The 16,295-nt window shown below is 59.5% G+C and carries 14 protein-coding genes and 1 pseudogene; 5 read left to right on the top strand and 10 right to left on the bottom strand.

The window, feature by feature from the left end:
• Positions 1-33: 33 nt before the first annotated feature.
• The 8 genes and pseudogenes from NZ585_01975 to NZ585_01940 form a co-directional block, all read right to left on the bottom strand.
• The gene (locus tag NZ585_01975; protein MCS7078805.1) at positions 34-1,755 is read right to left on the bottom strand and encodes an ABC transporter substrate-binding protein; all 1,722 of its coding nucleotides are present in this window, start codon (positions 1,753-1,755) and stop codon (positions 34-36) included.
• A 177-nt stretch (positions 1,756-1,932) separates the two neighbouring features.
• Positions 1,933-4,707 (bottom strand): preprotein translocase subunit SecA, encoded by a 2,775-nt coding sequence (secA, locus tag NZ585_01970; protein ID MCS7078804.1) that lies wholly within the window; start codon positions 4,705-4,707, stop codon positions 1,933-1,935.
• 270 nt (positions 4,708-4,977) lie between these two features.
• The gene (locus NZ585_01965; protein MCS7078803.1) at positions 4,978-6,423 is read right to left on the bottom strand and encodes a cytochrome ubiquinol oxidase subunit I; all 1,446 of its coding nucleotides are present in this window, start codon (positions 6,421-6,423) and stop codon (positions 4,978-4,980) included.
• Between the two features lie 18 nt (positions 6,424-6,441).
• The gene (locus tag NZ585_01960; protein ID MCS7078802.1) at positions 6,442-7,563 is read right to left on the bottom strand and encodes a cytochrome bc complex cytochrome b subunit; all 1,122 of its coding nucleotides are present in this window, start codon (positions 7,561-7,563) and stop codon (positions 6,442-6,444) included.
• Positions 7,535-8,026: a Rieske (2Fe-2S) protein gene (locus tag NZ585_01955; GenBank protein MCS7078801.1), complete on the bottom strand. Its 492-nt coding sequence runs from the start codon at positions 8,024-8,026 to the stop codon at positions 7,535-7,537. Before NZ585_01955 ends, NZ585_01960 begins: the two co-directional genes overlap by 29 nt.
• A complete protein-coding gene (locus NZ585_01950; protein MCS7078800.1) occupies positions 8,019-9,119 on the bottom strand; it encodes a hypothetical protein in 1,101 nt (366 codons plus the stop codon). Before NZ585_01950 ends, NZ585_01955 begins: the two co-directional genes overlap by 8 nt.
• Positions 9,120-9,527: 408 nt before the next feature.
• Positions 9,528-10,514: a hypothetical protein gene (locus NZ585_01945; GenBank protein ID MCS7078799.1), complete on the bottom strand. Its 987-nt coding sequence runs from the start codon at positions 10,512-10,514 to the stop codon at positions 9,528-9,530.
• 42 nt (positions 10,515-10,556) lie between these two features.
• Positions 10,557-11,575 (bottom strand): annotated as a pseudogene (locus NZ585_01940) (pyridoxal-phosphate dependent enzyme).
• Between the two features lie 83 nt (positions 11,576-11,658).
• Between NZ585_01940 and NZ585_01935 the strand changes: the two are divergent.
• The 5 genes from NZ585_01935 to NZ585_01915 all read left to right on the top strand — a co-directional run bounded on the left by NZ585_01935 (position 11,659) and on the right by NZ585_01915 (position 15,214).
• Positions 11,659-12,519, top strand: a complete 861-nt coding sequence (locus NZ585_01935) for a uroporphyrinogen-III synthase (protein MCS7078798.1) — start codon at positions 11,659-11,661, stop codon at positions 12,517-12,519.
• 19 nt (positions 12,520-12,538) lie between these two features.
• On the top strand, positions 12,539-12,868 hold the full coding sequence (locus NZ585_01930) for an FxLYD domain-containing protein (GenBank protein ID MCS7078797.1): 330 nt from the start codon (positions 12,539-12,541) through the stop codon (positions 12,866-12,868).
• Positions 12,868-13,884 (top strand): DNA polymerase III subunit delta, encoded by a 1,017-nt coding sequence (holA, locus tag NZ585_01925; GenBank protein MCS7078796.1) that lies wholly within the window; start codon positions 12,868-12,870, stop codon positions 13,882-13,884. The genes NZ585_01930 and holA overlap by 1 nt, the downstream gene beginning before the upstream one ends.
• A gap of 110 nt (positions 13,885-13,994) precedes the next feature.
• Entirely contained in the window at positions 13,995-14,336 is a 342-nt protein-coding gene (locus tag NZ585_01920; protein MCS7078795.1) for a divalent-cation tolerance protein CutA, read from the top strand.
• An 89-nt stretch (positions 14,337-14,425) separates the two neighbouring features.
• Entirely contained in the window at positions 14,426-15,214 is a 789-nt protein-coding gene (locus NZ585_01915; GenBank protein MCS7078794.1) for a DUF4388 domain-containing protein, read from the top strand.
• A gap of 165 nt (positions 15,215-15,379) precedes the next feature.
• Here the strand turns inward: NZ585_01915 and NZ585_01910 are convergent, their stop codons facing one another.
• Positions 15,380-15,628 (bottom strand): hypothetical protein, encoded by a 249-nt coding sequence (locus tag NZ585_01910; protein MCS7078793.1) that lies wholly within the window; start codon positions 15,626-15,628, stop codon positions 15,380-15,382.
• A 130-nt stretch (positions 15,629-15,758) separates the two neighbouring features.
• Positions 15,759-16,103 (bottom strand): Uma2 family endonuclease, encoded by a 345-nt coding sequence (locus NZ585_01905; protein MCS7078792.1) that lies wholly within the window; start codon positions 16,101-16,103, stop codon positions 15,759-15,761.
• Positions 16,104-16,295 lie beyond the last annotated feature (192 nt).

The following is a 16,295-nucleotide window of genomic DNA, read 5'->3' as shown; positions in this document are numbered from 1 at the left end:
AACATACAAAACCGATGAACAAGCGGGCGGGGCTTACTTCAGGTACAACTCTTCCAGATTCCACGTCGCCGCCGGATCGAACGCCGCTAGGCGAACATTCAGCACGTTGGAACGCGCGCCGGCGATGGTGTGTTCCGAGACCAGATGGATCACGGGCGAGACCTCATTCCAGTTCCGCTGGAAGTCGTTATAGAGCTTTTTCCGCTCCTCAACCGTTTTTTGCCGCAAGGCCTGGTCGAAATCGCGCGCTATTTTCTTGAACCAGTCATAGCCGCGCAAGTCGGTTTGTGGGTTGCTGATAACCGGTTCAGCGAAATAGGGCCGACTACCAGTGACGAACGGTTGGAGAAACACCGGGTCGGGAAACTCCGGCTGGATTTCGACCAAAATCAAGTCAAAAACGCCAGTCGTTAGCGCCTTCCACCATTTCTCCAAGGGTTGCTCGTCCAAAACCACATCTAGACCGGCGGCGGTCAGGTCTTGGACAATAGATTGTCCCAACGCCACAGCCGTCGGCTCTTTGGGGACAGTGAATTTGAAACGCACCGGCATCTGAATGCCATCGTAGAGCCGGCCGTCCCGATAACTGTAGCCGGCTGCCTGAAGCGCGGCTTTCGCTGTTTCGACGTTGGGTTCGTAGCGCGGCGCATTCGGGTCGTACCACGTTGCATTGCCCGGTGTGATCAGACCGAAGCATGGACTAGCGTTCCCACCCAGCACGGTTTCCGCGAGACGCTTTCGGTCAATCAGCCGTGAAATAGCTTCGCGGAAATCATCCGTAAGAAAGTGCTTAGCGCGGTTGCGATCCACCTTTGACTGGTCAATTCGCGTGTTCCCAACAAGTGTCCACACGCGCAGCGAACCGCCGGTGTTGCGGATTTTCGCCTGCCCTTCAACGGCTTTGGCTTGCGCCGGCAGGAGGTAGTCCACCAAGTCGTACTTGCCTTCAACGAAGCGCTCCGACTGCGTTTTGCGATCTACACCCAATTCGTAGACGACTTCGTTGAGGTACGGCAGCAGTGTGCCGGCGTTGTCCACCTTCCAGTAGTTGGGATTGGCCGCCAAGCGAAGTTCCTTTGGAGACAACGACTTGACGATAAACGGCCCGGAACAGGCGATCTTGGTTGGGTCGTCCTTGATGGTTGGAAAGTTGGCTTTGGAGACAATCGGAATTCGCGCAAAGACGAACTTCGCCGCATCGGCTGAAATGGAATGCGCAAACCGCACTTGCACAGTCTGGGCGTCAATGATGCTGAACTCGGCGTTAGCGCGTTCATCGCCGACGCCGGTGCGCAGGAGGTCGCTAAGCGCCGAACCCGCCGCCAACGCTGTGCTGTATGAAAATACTACGTCGTCCGGCAACAGGGGCGAACCGTCTGAAAAGAAACACTTCCGAAGCGTAATCCGGTAGGTTTTCCCGTCGCCTTCTAGCGAGACGGCTGTCGCCAGCCCACTGTCTTCAACCACCTGTTTTTCAAAGTCGTAGTCGAGCAGCGTGCCATAAAGCTTCCGCAAAACGGCAAAGGTGTCCGGCGTGGAGTCCACAAACGGATTGAAGGTGAGCGGGCCAAAGGCAAGTGCAAGCCGGAGTGTCCCGCCTTGTTTACCGGGTTCGCACTTGGCCGGCTTAGCGTCCACACCCGCCGCTAGTCGCCGTGAGGCGATATTACAGCCTGTGGTCAACGTTGTGACCAACGTGAGACAAAATGCGAGAGCGAGGGAAAGCGCCGTCGCAGCCCGGTTGATAGGACCCATGGGTACTCAGGAAAACAGGTCGTCATCCGTCCGGGGACGCGGTGCGGGAAGCCGTCCCCACCGACCGACGCGATGGCGACTTGAAGTTGTGAAGTCAAGAATAGCAGCCGCCCCTTTTAGCAAAGGAACAGGGAAAATGCCATAACTTGCCTCACATCCACGTCAAGAGGACAGGCGTTAGGCACCGTGACAGTTTTTGTACTTTTTACCTGAGCCACACGGACAGGGCGCGTTGCGTCCAATTTTAGGTGTGCGACGCACAAACGTCCCGCCTTCTCCAGCGCGCGCTGCCCCGGCGTTGGCCGCCGTGTAAACCTGCCCAGGCGTTTGGCGCAGGGTCGGCGTCCTGAGTTTGGCGGACAGGGGGCGCGCTGTCGCCAAGCGCGGCGGCAGCGGTGTTTCTTCGGCGACTTCAAATTCGGCGCTCTCATCCTCTGCTTCGGCGTCGGCCGCTGTCAGGTCAAACGTCGCCTCCTCCACGACCTCGACGCGCATGTTCATCAAGAGGCGGACGCACTCTTCGTCCATCCGGTCAATCATTTCCTCGAACATCCGGGTGGACTCTTTCTTGTACTCAATCAGCGGGTCCTTCTGACCGTACCCGCGCAACCCAACGCCTTCTTTCAGGTGGTCAAGAGCGGCCAGATGCTTTTTCCAGTGGGCGTCAACAATGTTAAGCATCACGTGGCGTTCCAGTTGGCGCAGGTTTTCGGCGCCAACTTTGGCTTCCCGCGCCTTGTACCGTTCCAGAACGGTTTGCCACACCTTTTCACGAATCTCGTCGCGGCTTAGCCGCTCAAAATCGAGTTTTTCCGCCTCGCAGTCGAAGGCGTAGATGTCAAGCAGCGCCACACGCAGCCCCTCAATGTCCCACTCTTCCGGTCGTCCGTGCAGGTAGCGGTGAATCACATCCGCCAGCAGGTCTTCCGCCAAGTGGATGAACTCGCGTCCGCCCTCCGCGCCTTCCATCAACTCGCGCCGCAAGTTGTAGATGGTCTCGCGCTGGAGGTTCATGACGTCGTCGTATTCGAGTAGGTGCTTGCGGATCGAGAAATTATGGGCTTCGACCGACTTCTGCGCCGCCTCCACCCGACGTGACACCATGCGGCTTTCAATAGCGACGCCCTCCTCCATCCCCAGCGTCAGCATAATTTTCTTGAGGCGATCGCCGCCGAAAATCCGCATCAAGTCGTCTTCGAGGGAGAGGTAAAAACGGGATGAGCCGGGATCGCCCTGCCGCCCGGCGCGTCCGCGAAGCTGGTTGTCAATCCGCCGCGATTCATGACGTTCACTGCCGATAATATGTAGCCCACCTAGGGCAACGACTTCGGCGTGTTCTCGATCGGTTTGCGCTTTGATTTGCTCAAACAGCGCCCGCCGTTCCTCCGGGGGAACAGTAGCTGGGTCGCGTCCCTGTCGGCGCAGTTCGGCGTCGGTTAGAAATTCCGGGTTGCCGCCCAACAGAATGTCAGTGCCGCGCCCGGCCATGTTAGTCGCAATCGTGACCGCGCCTTTGCGCCCTGCCTGGGCAACAATCTCCGCCTCACGTTCGTGGTATTTGGCGTTGAGGACGTTGTGTGGAATGCCGATGGCGGTGAGCTTGCGCGACACAAGTTCAGAGTTGGCGACCGAAGCCGTTCCTACCAAGACCGGCTGGCCTTTTTGGTACCGTTCCTTGACCTCTTCGACAATGGCGTTCCATTTCTCTTCCGCCGTACGGTAAATGAGGTCGGGATAGTCCTGGCGGATCATCGGCCGGTGTGTGGGGATAACGGTGACTTCCAGATTGTAAATCTTGGCGAATTCCGCCGCTTCAGTTTCCGCCGTCCCAGTCATGCCGGCCAGCTTTTCGTACATGCGGAAGTAGTTCTGAAGCGTGATCGTCGCCAGCGTCTGGGTTTCCGCCTCGATTTTGACGCCTTCCTTGGCCTCCACCGCCTGATGCAGGCCATCCGACCAGCGCCGGCCTTCCATCGGGCGACCAGTGTGCTCGTCCACGATAATGACCTGCCCATCCCGTACCATGTATTCCTTGTCGCGGTGGTAAAGCGTATGGGCCTTGAGCGCCTGATTGACGCAATGCAGCAGCTCAAAATGCTCCGGGGCGTAGAGGTTGTCCACACCAAGCAGTCGCTCAACGCGCGCAATTCCGCTTTCCGTCAGCGCCGCCGTGTGGGTCTTTTCGTCAACAAGGTAGTCAGTGGCGGGATCGAGCTTAGGGATGACATCATTAGCAAGGTAGTACTTTTCACTCGATTCGTCGGACGGGCCGGCAATGATGAGCGGCGTGCGGGCTTCGTCAATGAGGATTGAATCCACTTCGTCCACGATGGCGTAGAAGTGACCGCGCTGGACACATGACTTGACGGAGTACTTCATGTTGTCGCGCAGGTAGTCGAAGCCAAACTCATTATTCATCCCGTACGTGATATCGCAGTTGTAGGCGTCGCGCCGCTCGTCGTCATGCATGTAGTTTTGGATCACGCCCACTGAGAGGCCGAGGAAGCGGTAAATCTTACCCATCCACTCCGCGTCACGTTTGGCAAGGTAATCATTGACGGTGACGACATGCACGCCGCGTCCCAGCAGGGCGTTGAGGTAAACAGGCAGCGTGGCGACCAGCGTTTTGCCTTCCCCAGTGCGCATCTCAGCGATGCGGCCTTGATGGAGTACGATGCCGCCGATGAGCTGAACATCAAAATGGCGCATACCAGTGGTACGCCGCGAAGCTTCTCGTACGACGGCGAAGGCGTCCGGCAGGAGGTCGTCAAGCGATTCACCTTGGTCAAGGCGTTCTTTGAATCGCGCCGTTTGGGCCTGCAATTCCGCATCCGAGAGCGCCTGCATCTTGGGTTCGCGGTCGTTGATCGCCGCCACAAGCGGGCGAATCCGCTTGAGGTAGCGGTCATTGGCGCTACCGAAAATTTTAGCGAGAATCTTGTCAATCAGCATGATGGGCGGGACTGAGGGTAGGCAATTCTGAGGCTAGGCACGTGAGAAGCCATGCACAAACAACATCGTTTGGTTGGTAAACCGCCCGGACGCCTCGCCGGAAAAGTTTAGCCCAGCGCGTGATGGTAGGGAATCACCGGTGCGGCGTCAAGGAAGCGGCGCTCGTTGTGCCAGCAGCCAAAATTTTAGGAAGGGATGGCGCGGTCGCCATCCCTTCTAATTTCGAAGTCGGCTTGAGAGGGCAGGTCGTCCCACCTAGCGGGCGGTTTTTTACGGATGCGGTGGGCGGACTTGCACGACGTGGCTGTGCTTGACGCGGTGGTTGATGAGCGCGTCAAGATAATCGGTGAGCGCCTCGATCTCATCGGGCGTCCCGACTAGCGGCGGCATGTAGCTCCGGTACGGTGAATCCGGCTTGTTTTCGTGCAGCGTCTTCAAAAATGATGCAATCGCCTGCCGGTCGCGTCCTTGCAGCAGGCGCGCAATCGGGCGGTAGCCTTCCACTGTGTGGCAGGCAAGACATTGCCCACGAAACATTAACTCGCCGCGCGCGAGGTTGGCGGCGACATCTGGTTCAACTGTCCCGCCAAAGGCGATGCGGCGCAGCGAGACCGGCGGCGCGTCGGTTTTCAGCCACATCGAATGGGTTAGATAACCCTCGCGGTTGAACTTCTCCACTTCCTGCTTGCGAATGCCGTTGGAGTACATGTGTTCGCCGACGACGAACGGCTTGCGCAGCATTTCTCGCGAGTGTTCCGCCGCCGCCGTGGCGGCGAAGGCTAGAAACAGCACGCATAACGCGCGCCCCAAGTTGAAGTGCCGTGAGTTGCGCCACGCCGAGAAGTACACAAACGCCAGAATTGTCGCCGAAGTCATGACCACCACTGTCGCGGCGCGCGTCACCTGGGTGAACGTACCCTGCCCGATGGTCGAAATGCCCAGATTAAGCAGAGCGCGTTGCGACTCCGGCACGCTTGCCAAGTACCAGAAGAAGCAAATCGGCACGAAAATGAACGACGGCACAAGCCACTTGGCCGACCACCGGATGAGTTCGTCTTTGAGCTGCGGCTCTGCGAGCGGATCAATCCGGCTGGCGGTAATCAAGGCGTAAACGCCCGCCATCGAGATGCAGACCAACGTTCGCAGAACAAGGCTGGGGAAATAGGTCGGGTTGAAAAACGCCTGCCAGAAGTAAGTGGCTTCCTGTCCCGTACCGGCTGCGCCGAGCCAGCTCGCGCCCGGCGTGAGCATGAAGGTTAGAATGCCGTTGATGATGACCAGGCTCATCCACGCGCAGAAGGCATAAATCCACCCAACCATTAGATGGGTGCGGCGCGGGAGTGCGTCCCAGCCATAGTAATAGACGGCCGCCGCCGTCAGCTCGACGACGAAAAACACCCATTCAATCGCCCAGCCGAACACGAAGTTGTGAATCAGCGTGCTGGTGGATTCCGGGTGAGCCAAGCCGATGGCGAACCAGATGCCAACGCCGGACACGGCACCGAACACGCCGGTCAGAATGATAAAAAAGCGCGCATGATCGCGGATGGCGCGCAGCCAATCTTCGCGGCCTTCCCGAATCGCCTTGGCTTCCGCCATCGGCAGGTAAAAGCCGCCGCCCACGGCGAAATGTGAAATCATCACGTGCAAGATGGCGATCAGCCCGATGACCCAGCCGCTGCCAATCAACGGGACATCCCAGAATGGATAGTTCATAACAACACTCCTTTGCGGCTACCTGAGGTCAAGGTAGCCCCAAACGCTGAACACGATCATTCCCAGCAGGGCGAAATAACCGAAATAGGTCGCAATTTGCGCCCGCCGACCGCCGGCCGTCCGGGTGTCGTAGAGCGGAATCAACGCCCAGACGATAATCGCCAGCGTAAAGAGCGAGACGCCCAGCGCCTCACCGGCTGCGCCCGGAAACCAGCGCCCAAAGACCTTGAGCACCTGAAACTGGCTCATGAAGTACCATTCAGGATGGATGCCGACCGGCGCAGGCGCCAGCGGATCAGCCTGCGGCCCCAACTGCCACGGGTACAGCGACGCTAGAATCGAAAGGACATTCAGCGCGATCAGCCACATGCCCAAGTCCAGCGAGAAGAAATCCGGGAAGAAGGGAATGCTGCGGCGTTCGCTTTCCGGCTTTGCTTCCTCGCTGGGCGGCAGCGCGTTGCCGTGCTTTTGCACCAGCCACAGGTGAAAGGCGAGAATCGGAATGTAAATGAGTGGCAGAATCACGACATGCAGGGCAAAGAAACGCTGGATAGTGGTCTCATTAACTTCAGGGCCGCCGCGCACGATGTCGGTTATCAACGTGCCGACAAGGGGGAGCGCCGCCGGAATCTCCAGCCCGACTTTGGTGGCGAAATAGGCCAGATCGTCCATCGGCAGCAGGTAGCCGCTGAAGCCGAACAGCAGCGTGAGCGCCAGCAGCGCCATGCCGCTCCACCAGCCGAACTCGCGCGGCTTGCGGTACGCCTTCATGAAGTACACCGAAAACATGTGGACGAAAACGGCGAACACCATCAGGTTCGCCGACCACGAGTGCGCCGAGCGAATCAGCCAGCCGAAGCGTACGTCGTAGGTAATCTGCCGAACGGATTCGTACGCCTCCGCGCCCGGCCGGTAATAGACCAGCAGCAGGACGCCGCTGAACACCTGTACGAAGAAGAAAAACAGTGAAATCCCGCCCCAGTAGTACCAGAACGAATACTTGTGATCGGGGACGGTTTTCTTGCGCGCCAGCGCCAGCATCTCTTCCAGCCCAAGGCGTTCGTCCACCCACTCATACACCGCTGCGGCGACCGAGCGCGGGCGGGCCGCGTCAGACTTTGGAGACCAGGATGCGTCCATCTTGCACCTCCACCTTGTAGCGGGTCAGGGGTTTGGGGGGCGGGCCGGCGACGTTCGCGCCGGTTTTGGGGTCGTAAACCCCGCCGTGACAGGCGCAGTAAATGCGCGCCTGTTCGGGTTCGTAGCTCACCGTGCAGGCCAAATGCGTACACACGGCGCCGAAGGCGACCCACGTCCCGTCGGTGTGGTGAATCAGCATGGCCGGGTTCGGGCCGAACTTGAACATCAGAACTGACCCGGCAGGCAGTTTGTCGGCGCCGTCGAGCACCGTTTGCGTAACCGCGCCGATTGCAGCCGCCTTGCGAGCCGGCGTGGCGAGATACTGATAGACCGGGTAGCCGATGAGTCCGGCGTAGCATGCGCCCAACGCGCCGACGCCAAGGGCGATGAAGGTTCGGCGGGTGGCGTCGGTCGGCGCGGCCGTTTGTTCGTTCGGATGCGAGGTTGCAGAAGCGTTAGGCATGGCGTGCGACTCCTTTCGCTTTGGCCAGCACGTACAGCATCCAGCCGATGACGCCGAGGCCGGCGACAAACAACACCAGAAAGAGCACCACAACCTGCCAGTTTGAGACGACGGGCTGTTGCCAAACGTCAAAGCCCTTGGCCAGTAGAGTGAGGTCGCGGATGCCGTCACGAGCGATGACAGCCATCGTCGTCGCCAAAAAGCCTGCACCGGCTGCGCCGACAGCCGGTAGCCAGCCCTTTAGCTTGAGCGATAGAAAACCAAACACCGCCAGCAGCGCGGCGCAGACCAGAAAACCGGGCAGACTCCAAGCGTAGAAAGGGTGTTCGGCGAGGGCGGTTTTGACGACGGTCGGCTGCGTACCGTGAACCCAGACGCCAAGGCCCATCGAGAGCAGTCCGCCTAAGCCGGCCAGCCAACCACCCCACCGACCCAGCAGCAACCGGACAGCGGCGTCGGCGCGGCTGAAGTTGGTGATGAGCAAGAGTCCCGCGCCCGTCACAGCGAACGAGGTCAGCATCATGAAGAAGAACCGGGGCAAGGTCGTGGGGTCGTCGGTGGGAAGCTGTGCGCCCAGCGGGTCGGCGCGGTACAGTTCGAGCCAGACTTCAGGCCGGAGCATTAGCGTGAGATTGGTCGAGTAAATCCGCCCGATGTACGTCACACCGACCAGCGACAGCAGGCTCAACCACCAGAAGGCGCGGCCTTGGTCGGCGCGACGCGCAGCGACATAGAGCAGGTAGTACGCCGCCGTCAGGAGAAAAATAACCGCCAGCCAGTACGCGCCGATGAGGATGCTGCTGGTGTAGAGCGCGCGGCCGTAGAGCACCTGCGCAAACAGCAGCGGTGGAATGCCGAAATTGACCAAGTAAGTCATGACGACCGGCAACCGGTGGGCGATGTCGGCGGAAGCGCCGTACAGCGGCGTACTGGCGTCATTGCGGGTGCGGAAATTCCACAGCGCCGCGAGCGTCAGCCCACCCACCATCAGGTAAATCGTGACGAAGTGCAGAGACAGGGTGACGATGTGCAGGACTTTGAACAGCCACACCGGGGCCGGAAGGGGAATCGGATCAAGCGTCGGAAACGGCATGCAGCAGTGTCTCCTTCGGAAGGCGGACGGAGAACGCTTGGGGACGTTCACCTTTTACACTTCGGGGGTGAATGGCAGCCGTGCATCAGGAGGATGCGTAGCTCATAAGTGTGGCCTTCCGTACATAGGTTACATTGCGGGGCGCGCCACCTCAAAAGAAAAAATCAACCAATGGGGCGCGTGGCTAGGAGATGTCTTGCACTTACCCTTTTTTGGAATGAGAGCGTTGGAGTCGTTCGCAGGCTACTTGGGTGCTTTCGATTATGGAGATCCTTGGCGGCGCCCCTGCAAAAGGGGGCTAGAGCGGGTTTCGGGAAGTGTAGCGCGCCAGTTTGCGGGCAGTGCCGAAACCCTCCCGGTCTCGCAAAGCGGGCGATTACTGACAAGCCCGGTGGAACCTGGGTCACGTTAGCGCTTGCCGAAAAGCTGCTCCACAAGTTCGTTGAGTTCAGGGATGCCACACCGCCGTTTGCTCAAATCCTCGATCTGCTTGAGTTTGCGGATCATCTGCACTACAGGGGCCTGCATTTCCGGAAACTTGATCACGATGTCAAATTGCTCCCCCGGGCCGACCATACAGGCTTTGTCATTGAGGAATGTCGTCAGGTGGTTGAGCATCCCCTGGGCCAGAATCGCCACTTCCGCCAGGATTTTCTGGTACTTCTTTTCGAGGCGCTGTCGTTCCTCCTCAATCGTGGCGCCAGGAGGTGTGGAAACATCCTCAGTAAATTTGCCGCTGTCCTGTGTCGTCCGTCGGAGTTCGTCCAACTGCTGTTCGGCTTCGCGCATCCGGCGCTCATACTCAGCGACGATTTCTTCCAACTCTCGAACATCACGCCGGCCCAGCTTGACTTGCAATCGCTTGCGCAGGCTGCGGTTATCTTGTTCGAGTCGTTCGATGCGAGCCAGCAACTCCTCTTTTGAAAGGTGACTGAGTGCAATTGCTGGACGCTCCGGCGTCAGGCTGCGCTCAATTTCGGCATCCTCTTCCGCATCGCTCAGCGTAGTAGGCTGGGCCATTTGCTCGCGCCGGTATTGCTCAATCAGCTGGTCAAGCTGAATGACATCGCCGCTAAACAACCCGCTTGGAAGGTTTCCGCCGGACGGCGTCTGGGGACTTGCCGTGGAGGTTTGGTAACCCGCTGCCGGTATCGGAAATCGCTTTTGGATGTAGCTCACAAGGTCTGGGCGCGCCACTTTCCCCAAGTAGCTGAGGAAAGCCTGGTAAACGGCAGGCGTGGCCAAAACCGTTTGAAAGTAATTCTGCCAGTGCTGATAGCTCTGTATGACCTCCGGCTGCTTCAGGTAGGGTGATTGCGGCTCCGACTGTTGCAGGCTTTCTACTTGAGCCAAATAGGCCAATCCATCGGCCATGTAAGGGAACTGCGCATCCATTGTTCGCCGAGCTTCCTCAGAAAGGCAGGTATAACGTTACCGTTACCGGCGCTGTGACGACGTTGAAGCCTCAGCGTTAGCTTCGATGCCAGCGTCGTACGTCAGGCAACCCATCAACTGTACAACGTCCACATTACCGCCTGAAAGCATAACGCCAACCCGTTCCCCCTGCACGGGAACTTTACCCGCCAGCAATGCCGCCACGCCAACGGCCCCGGTCGGTTCAACCAAGATTTTTAGGCGCGTCAGGAGAAAGGCGACGGCGGCGCGGATATCGTCTTCCGAGACAAGTAAGATGTCAGTTACGGTGCGTTGAATGATCGGAAATGTTAGCGCGCCGGGTGTCAGGTTGCGCATGCCGTCGGCGATGGTTTCCGGCGGCGCAATGGCGATTCGGCGTCCAGCGCGAAAGGACTGGTGGGTATCATTGGCGCGTTCGGCCTCAACCCCGTAAACGGCCATTGTCGGATACCAAGCCTTTGCGACAGTGGCGCATCCGCTGAGCAGTCCGCCACCGCCGACCGGGACGAGCAGTGCGTCAAGCCGGCCGATTCCATCAACAGTTCAAGCGCAGCTGTCCCTTGGCCGGCGATCACGTCGTAGTGGTCATAAGGTGGGACAACCACGGCGTCGAGTTCCTCCGCCAGTCGCTGCGCCACCGCTTCGCGATCATCGCGGTGACGGTCATAATAAACAATCCGTGCGCCGTAGCTGCGCGCAGCTGCGATTTTGGCCACCGGAGCGTCGGTCGGCATGACAAGCGTCGCTGGGACGCCGAATGTGCGGGCAGCAAGGGCAACGCCTTGGGCGTGGTTGCCAGATGAAAATGCTACGACCCCGCGCGCGCGAACTTCCGGCGGCAGGGCGGCCAAGCGGTTTGTCGCGCCGCGTACCTTGAAGGAACCACCGCGCTGAAAATTTTCCGCTTTGAGGAACACACGCCGACCCGTTCGCTCATCCAGCGTACGTGAAGTTAGAACTGGCGTACGGTGCACGTAAGGTGCGATCCGGTCGTAGGCGGCAACGACCTGTGCCAGCGTTAAGTCGCTTGAATTTGTCATGGCTGTGAAGTATCGCACACTTGAGCACGCTTTTGCTATTTCCAACCCCGCTTTGGGAGTTATGCTGAAAGCAGGCGAACGGTATGGCGCACTTCGGCCCACTGCACGGCAGGCATATCCTTATCACCCGCGCGGCGCATCAAGCGGCTGCTTTTGTCGCGCTGCTTGAACAGTACGGCGCGCAGGTGACGGCGTTGCCCACCATCGCCGTCACGGAACCGACCAGTTGGGAAGCGCTGGACGGCGCACTGTGCCGTCTGCGTGAACAGGCCGCTGGAATGACGCGCCACTACGACTGGCTCTTTTTCACCAGTGCTAACGGTGTGGCGTTCTTTCTCAAACGCCTGCACGCTCACGGCGATGATCCGCGTCGGTTGACGCAGAGCGTTCGGATTTGCGCGATTGGAAAGGGAACCGCCAAGGCGGCACGCGACGCTGGCTTTGAAGTGGCGTTGATCCCAACCCGCTTCAATGCGGAAGGCGTCGTTGAAAGCTTCCTTACCTTGCACGAGGGACGGGTCGCCGGATTGCGCGTTTTGCTGCCGCGTGCGCGGGTGGCGCGCGAAGTGTTACCGACCGCTTTGGCCGCCCTTGGCGTCCACCTTGACGTGGTGGAGGCGTACCAGACGGTGCGGGGCGACTTTGACCCAACCGCTTGGCGTCAGCGTCTGGAGAGCGGTGAATTCGACGTGACGGCGTTCGCCAGCGCCTCGGCGGTGACGCAACTCGTTGAGGCGTTTCCCGAAACGCCACCCGCTGCGCTCCTTGCACGTACCGTCATCGCCTGCATCGGCCCTGTCACGACACAGGCCGCGCGCGAGCTAGGGCTAACGGTCGCCATTGAACCTTCAGAGGCGACATTGCCGGCGCTCGCCGCCGCCATCGCCGCCTATTTTTCGCCGCAACGTGAACACCGTCCGGCGTCAACCGACACCGGAGCTTGACATAAGGGAGACTTTTGCAATGCCGACGCCGCTCCTGCTTGAACAAGACCTTGAAACGGATGTGCTCAACGTTCCCAACTACGCCGTGCGGGTGGAGACCTGCTTCGCTCAGCGGCTTGAATCCGGCGACGTGCGCATTACGGGAACGGTTGTCAACACCGGCCTGACGCGCTTGCAGACGCCCTACCTATACTTCACCGTCCACGATCGCTTTGGAACACTGTTACGTGAGGAAGTGGTGGCTGCCGGTGTCAAGGCGATTCAGGGCGGCGAGGTGGTCGCCATTGATGTTCTTATACCGGATTGTTCAACCAGCGCCGCCTTAGTGCGGGTGCTAGCCTCGATTTGATGAAGGCGACGGAGTTCCTACAGCTTGCGCCGACGACAGCGCCAGAGACGCTGTATGTGCTCACGGGTGAAGACGGCTATCTTCAGCGCGCTTGCCTGCAGGCGCTGCTGCAGCGGGCGATTCCAGAGGCGAGTCTCCGGCCATTTAATTATTCCGAGCATGACGTTGGGCAAGAAACCCTGAGCCGGGTTTTGGCGGTCGCGCGTGAGACGCCGCTGCCGCCAGCCCGCCGCTTGGTCGTAGTGCGGAACTTTGACAAACTGACTGACGCGGAAGTGGAACTGCTAAAGGACTACGTACGCCGTCCGACGCCGACAACAACACTTGTGTTTCAGGTAGATGCGCTGGATAAGCGCCGGACGGTGACGACGGTGCTGCTCAAGACGGCGACGCTAATTGACTGTGCCGCCCTGACGCCGGAAGAAGTGCGCCAGTGGATCACAGCTTACGCCCGCCAACAAGGCTTTGAGCCGGCGGCGGCGACGTTGAGCGTGCTGATTGGAGCCGTCGGTTGCGACTTGGCGCGTTTGACGCAGGAAATGGAAAAGCTGATGAACTACGCTGGTCAGGGCGGCCGCCTGACCCCAGAGGCCGCAGAGTCGCTTGTGGTACGCTCGGCGCAGGAGGATAACTTCGCTTTGGGCGAAGCGCTCTGGCAGAGGGATGCAGCGCGCGCCCTGCGGACGTTGCATCGGCTGCTTGACCGTGGCGAAGAACCGACGGCGTTAGTTGGGCTGCTAGGCTGGCAGCTGCGACAAATGCTGACGGCCTGCGATTTGATGGCTGCCGACACCCCGCGCGAAGCGTTACTCCGCGAACTGCGGATGCCGCCCCACCGATTGAATGCTTTTCTTGGGGCCGTTCGCAAACAGTCCGTCACCCACTTACGAAGGGCGCTGATCCGTTTGCAAGCGGTGGATGACGACCTCAAGCGCGGACGGGCGACGCCTCGCTTGCTGCTAGAAATCTTCCTTTGTGAGACGTTGGTGGGGCACAGCGTGGTTTCGCCAAGTTAGCCGAACTTTTTTTCGGTAAATTGAGGCTGTGATAATCCAGTTCGGTCTGCTACAATCGCCTGCGTCATTGGAAGTGATAACAACCATCAAACCCTAAAGCGGAGCGCTGCGTGTCTCATACGGCAGACATCTGGGTTGTTTTCGTCACGACGGATACCGTTGAGTCGGCGCGGGCGCTGGCGCAGGCGGTGGTACGGGAAGGCTGTGCGGCGTGCGTGAACATTGTCCCCGGCGTGACTTCCATCTACGTTTGGGAGGGAGCGGAGCGTGAAGACGCCGAGTGCCTTCTGGTGATAAAAACCACGGCGGCACGCTACCCAGCTTTAGAAGCCTGTATTCGAACACACCATACCTACGATACACCAGAAATTCTAGCCATCGCTGCCGGTGCGGTGTTTCCGGCCTATGCCGCCTGGGTTCGGCAGAGTTGTGAACCAAAGGCGTCAGGCTGAAGCGCTGGTGAGGAAAGCCCCGCCCCTTACGTTGCTCCACTGCACTTTGGGACTGGTTTCTGGGAAACGTTACAACACGAGGAGAAAGCATGCCAACGAATCTGGCCGACGTCAAAGAGGTTTTGGTGGATGTCGAGCTGCTGACCAAATATCGCATGTTCGACCGCGCGCTTGCCTTACTAGAAACGGCGATTGGCGTGTCCCCCAAAAATATTGAGCTCCGAGAGCGTGCATGCAGCATCGCCATCGAGCAGGGGTGGCGGCAGAAGGCGATTGAACATTTGTTGTCTTTGTCGAGTTTGTACATCGAGGCTGGTAAGTTGGAACAAGCCAACTCGGCGTTGCTGAATGCTAAGCGGCTCAACCCGCAACTTTCGATTACCTCACGTTTGAACGCGCTCAAAAACATTGAGCGTCAGCCGCGCTCCCTCGGCGCGTCCCCGCCGATGCCGCAAAATTTGGCGGCGTCAAGTTACTATGCACCAACGCGAAGTCGAGCGTTGCTGACCGGGGACCTGAGCTGTTTCAGCTTGTTCGATATCATTCAAATCATTGAGAACAGCCGCATTACAGGCTACCTTTCAATCCAGTCGCCGGGTCTAATGGGTAGGATTTACTTCAATGACGGCTTGATCGCTGACGCCTCAACCGACCTGCTGCGCGGCATCCCGGCTCTGAAACGATTCGCTGAACTGACCACCGGCTACTTTGAAGTTGAGAAGTCCGCTGTTGAGTACAAACAGAATATTCAGACGACCAGCAATACGAGCCTTATTCTGGACATTTTGCGCGAACTGGACGAAGAACGCTCTGGCGGCAGCCCGCCAATTGAAATCAGTCTTGACGATGCCGGCGGAGCCGACACCCACATTCACTAGTTTGCTTTCCGCCGCAATGTAGCAATACTTGGCCGAAGCCGCGTCAAGCCGTTGATACAGTCGCGCCCACACTGCTTCAACTTACGTGAAAATTGCGCGAGGAACCGCTCCAATCGGGCCTGAATACAGGCCAACAGACAGCACGGCGCGTGCGCCCATCGCGTACTACGCTTCCAGCGGCAGCCCTAACTGGGCGCGCAAACGGTTCAGTTCGGCCAGCAAAGCTTCCTTCGCTTGCCGCTCAGCCGCGGCGCGGGCTTCCGCTTCGAGCTTGGCTTGCCGCTCCGCTTCTTTCGCAGCGCGCTCCGCTTCCGCCCACGCCGCGGCTTCCTTTGCCTGCGCCTCCGCCGCCTCCTTTGCCGACCGCCGCCGCCAACAGCCGCTCGATGTCCGCCTGCAACAAATCCGCCCCAAACGCCCCGCCCAACACCTCACTCACCCCATCACACACCCGCCCACCTCACCCAGCACCACCTCCTCACCCTCTTGGTAGGTTTTCTCCTCCACGTACCGCCCCGCCGCTGTATCCGGCCCCGACACATCACTAAGCACCGCCGCCGCCAATCCACCACCCCATACACCTCGACACCCCGCCGCGCGTACGCCGCCCGCTTCTCCCTGTAGTCGTTCGCCAGTTCTCACTCACCACCTCCACGACCAACACCACCGGTGCCCCCACCCGCAGCACCCCGGCTTCTTCCTCTCCCTCCTTCACCGCCGCGTCCTCCCGCCGACACACCACCAAGTCGGGAATCCGCACCATGTACTCGCTGATTTGCCCCCCCAGCCGCGTCACCGCGTACGGCAGTCGCCGCTCGCTGATCCAGCGCATCAGGCGCACAGCCAAACTCAAAACAATCCACTGGTGGCGTTTGTTCGGTTGGGGCATCTCGACGGGGCCACCTTCGACGAGTTCATACGCACGCCGGGTTCGCCGTAGTCTAAGAACTCCTCGAAGGTCATCAAGCGGGGCAGGGTCGCGGTCAATGGTGTGGACATTGCAGGCGTGCCTCCGATGTTAGGGTGCGCAGGCGGCGTCACCCATCTGTGGGGAACAACCATGCTACACGCCAGTGCGTCC

Source organism: Chloracidobacterium sp. (assembly GCA_025057975.1).
Classification (GTDB): domain Bacteria; phylum Acidobacteriota; class Blastocatellia; order Chloracidobacteriales; family Chloracidobacteriaceae; genus Chloracidobacterium.
This window is presented reverse-complemented; position numbering and strand designations above follow the sequence as displayed.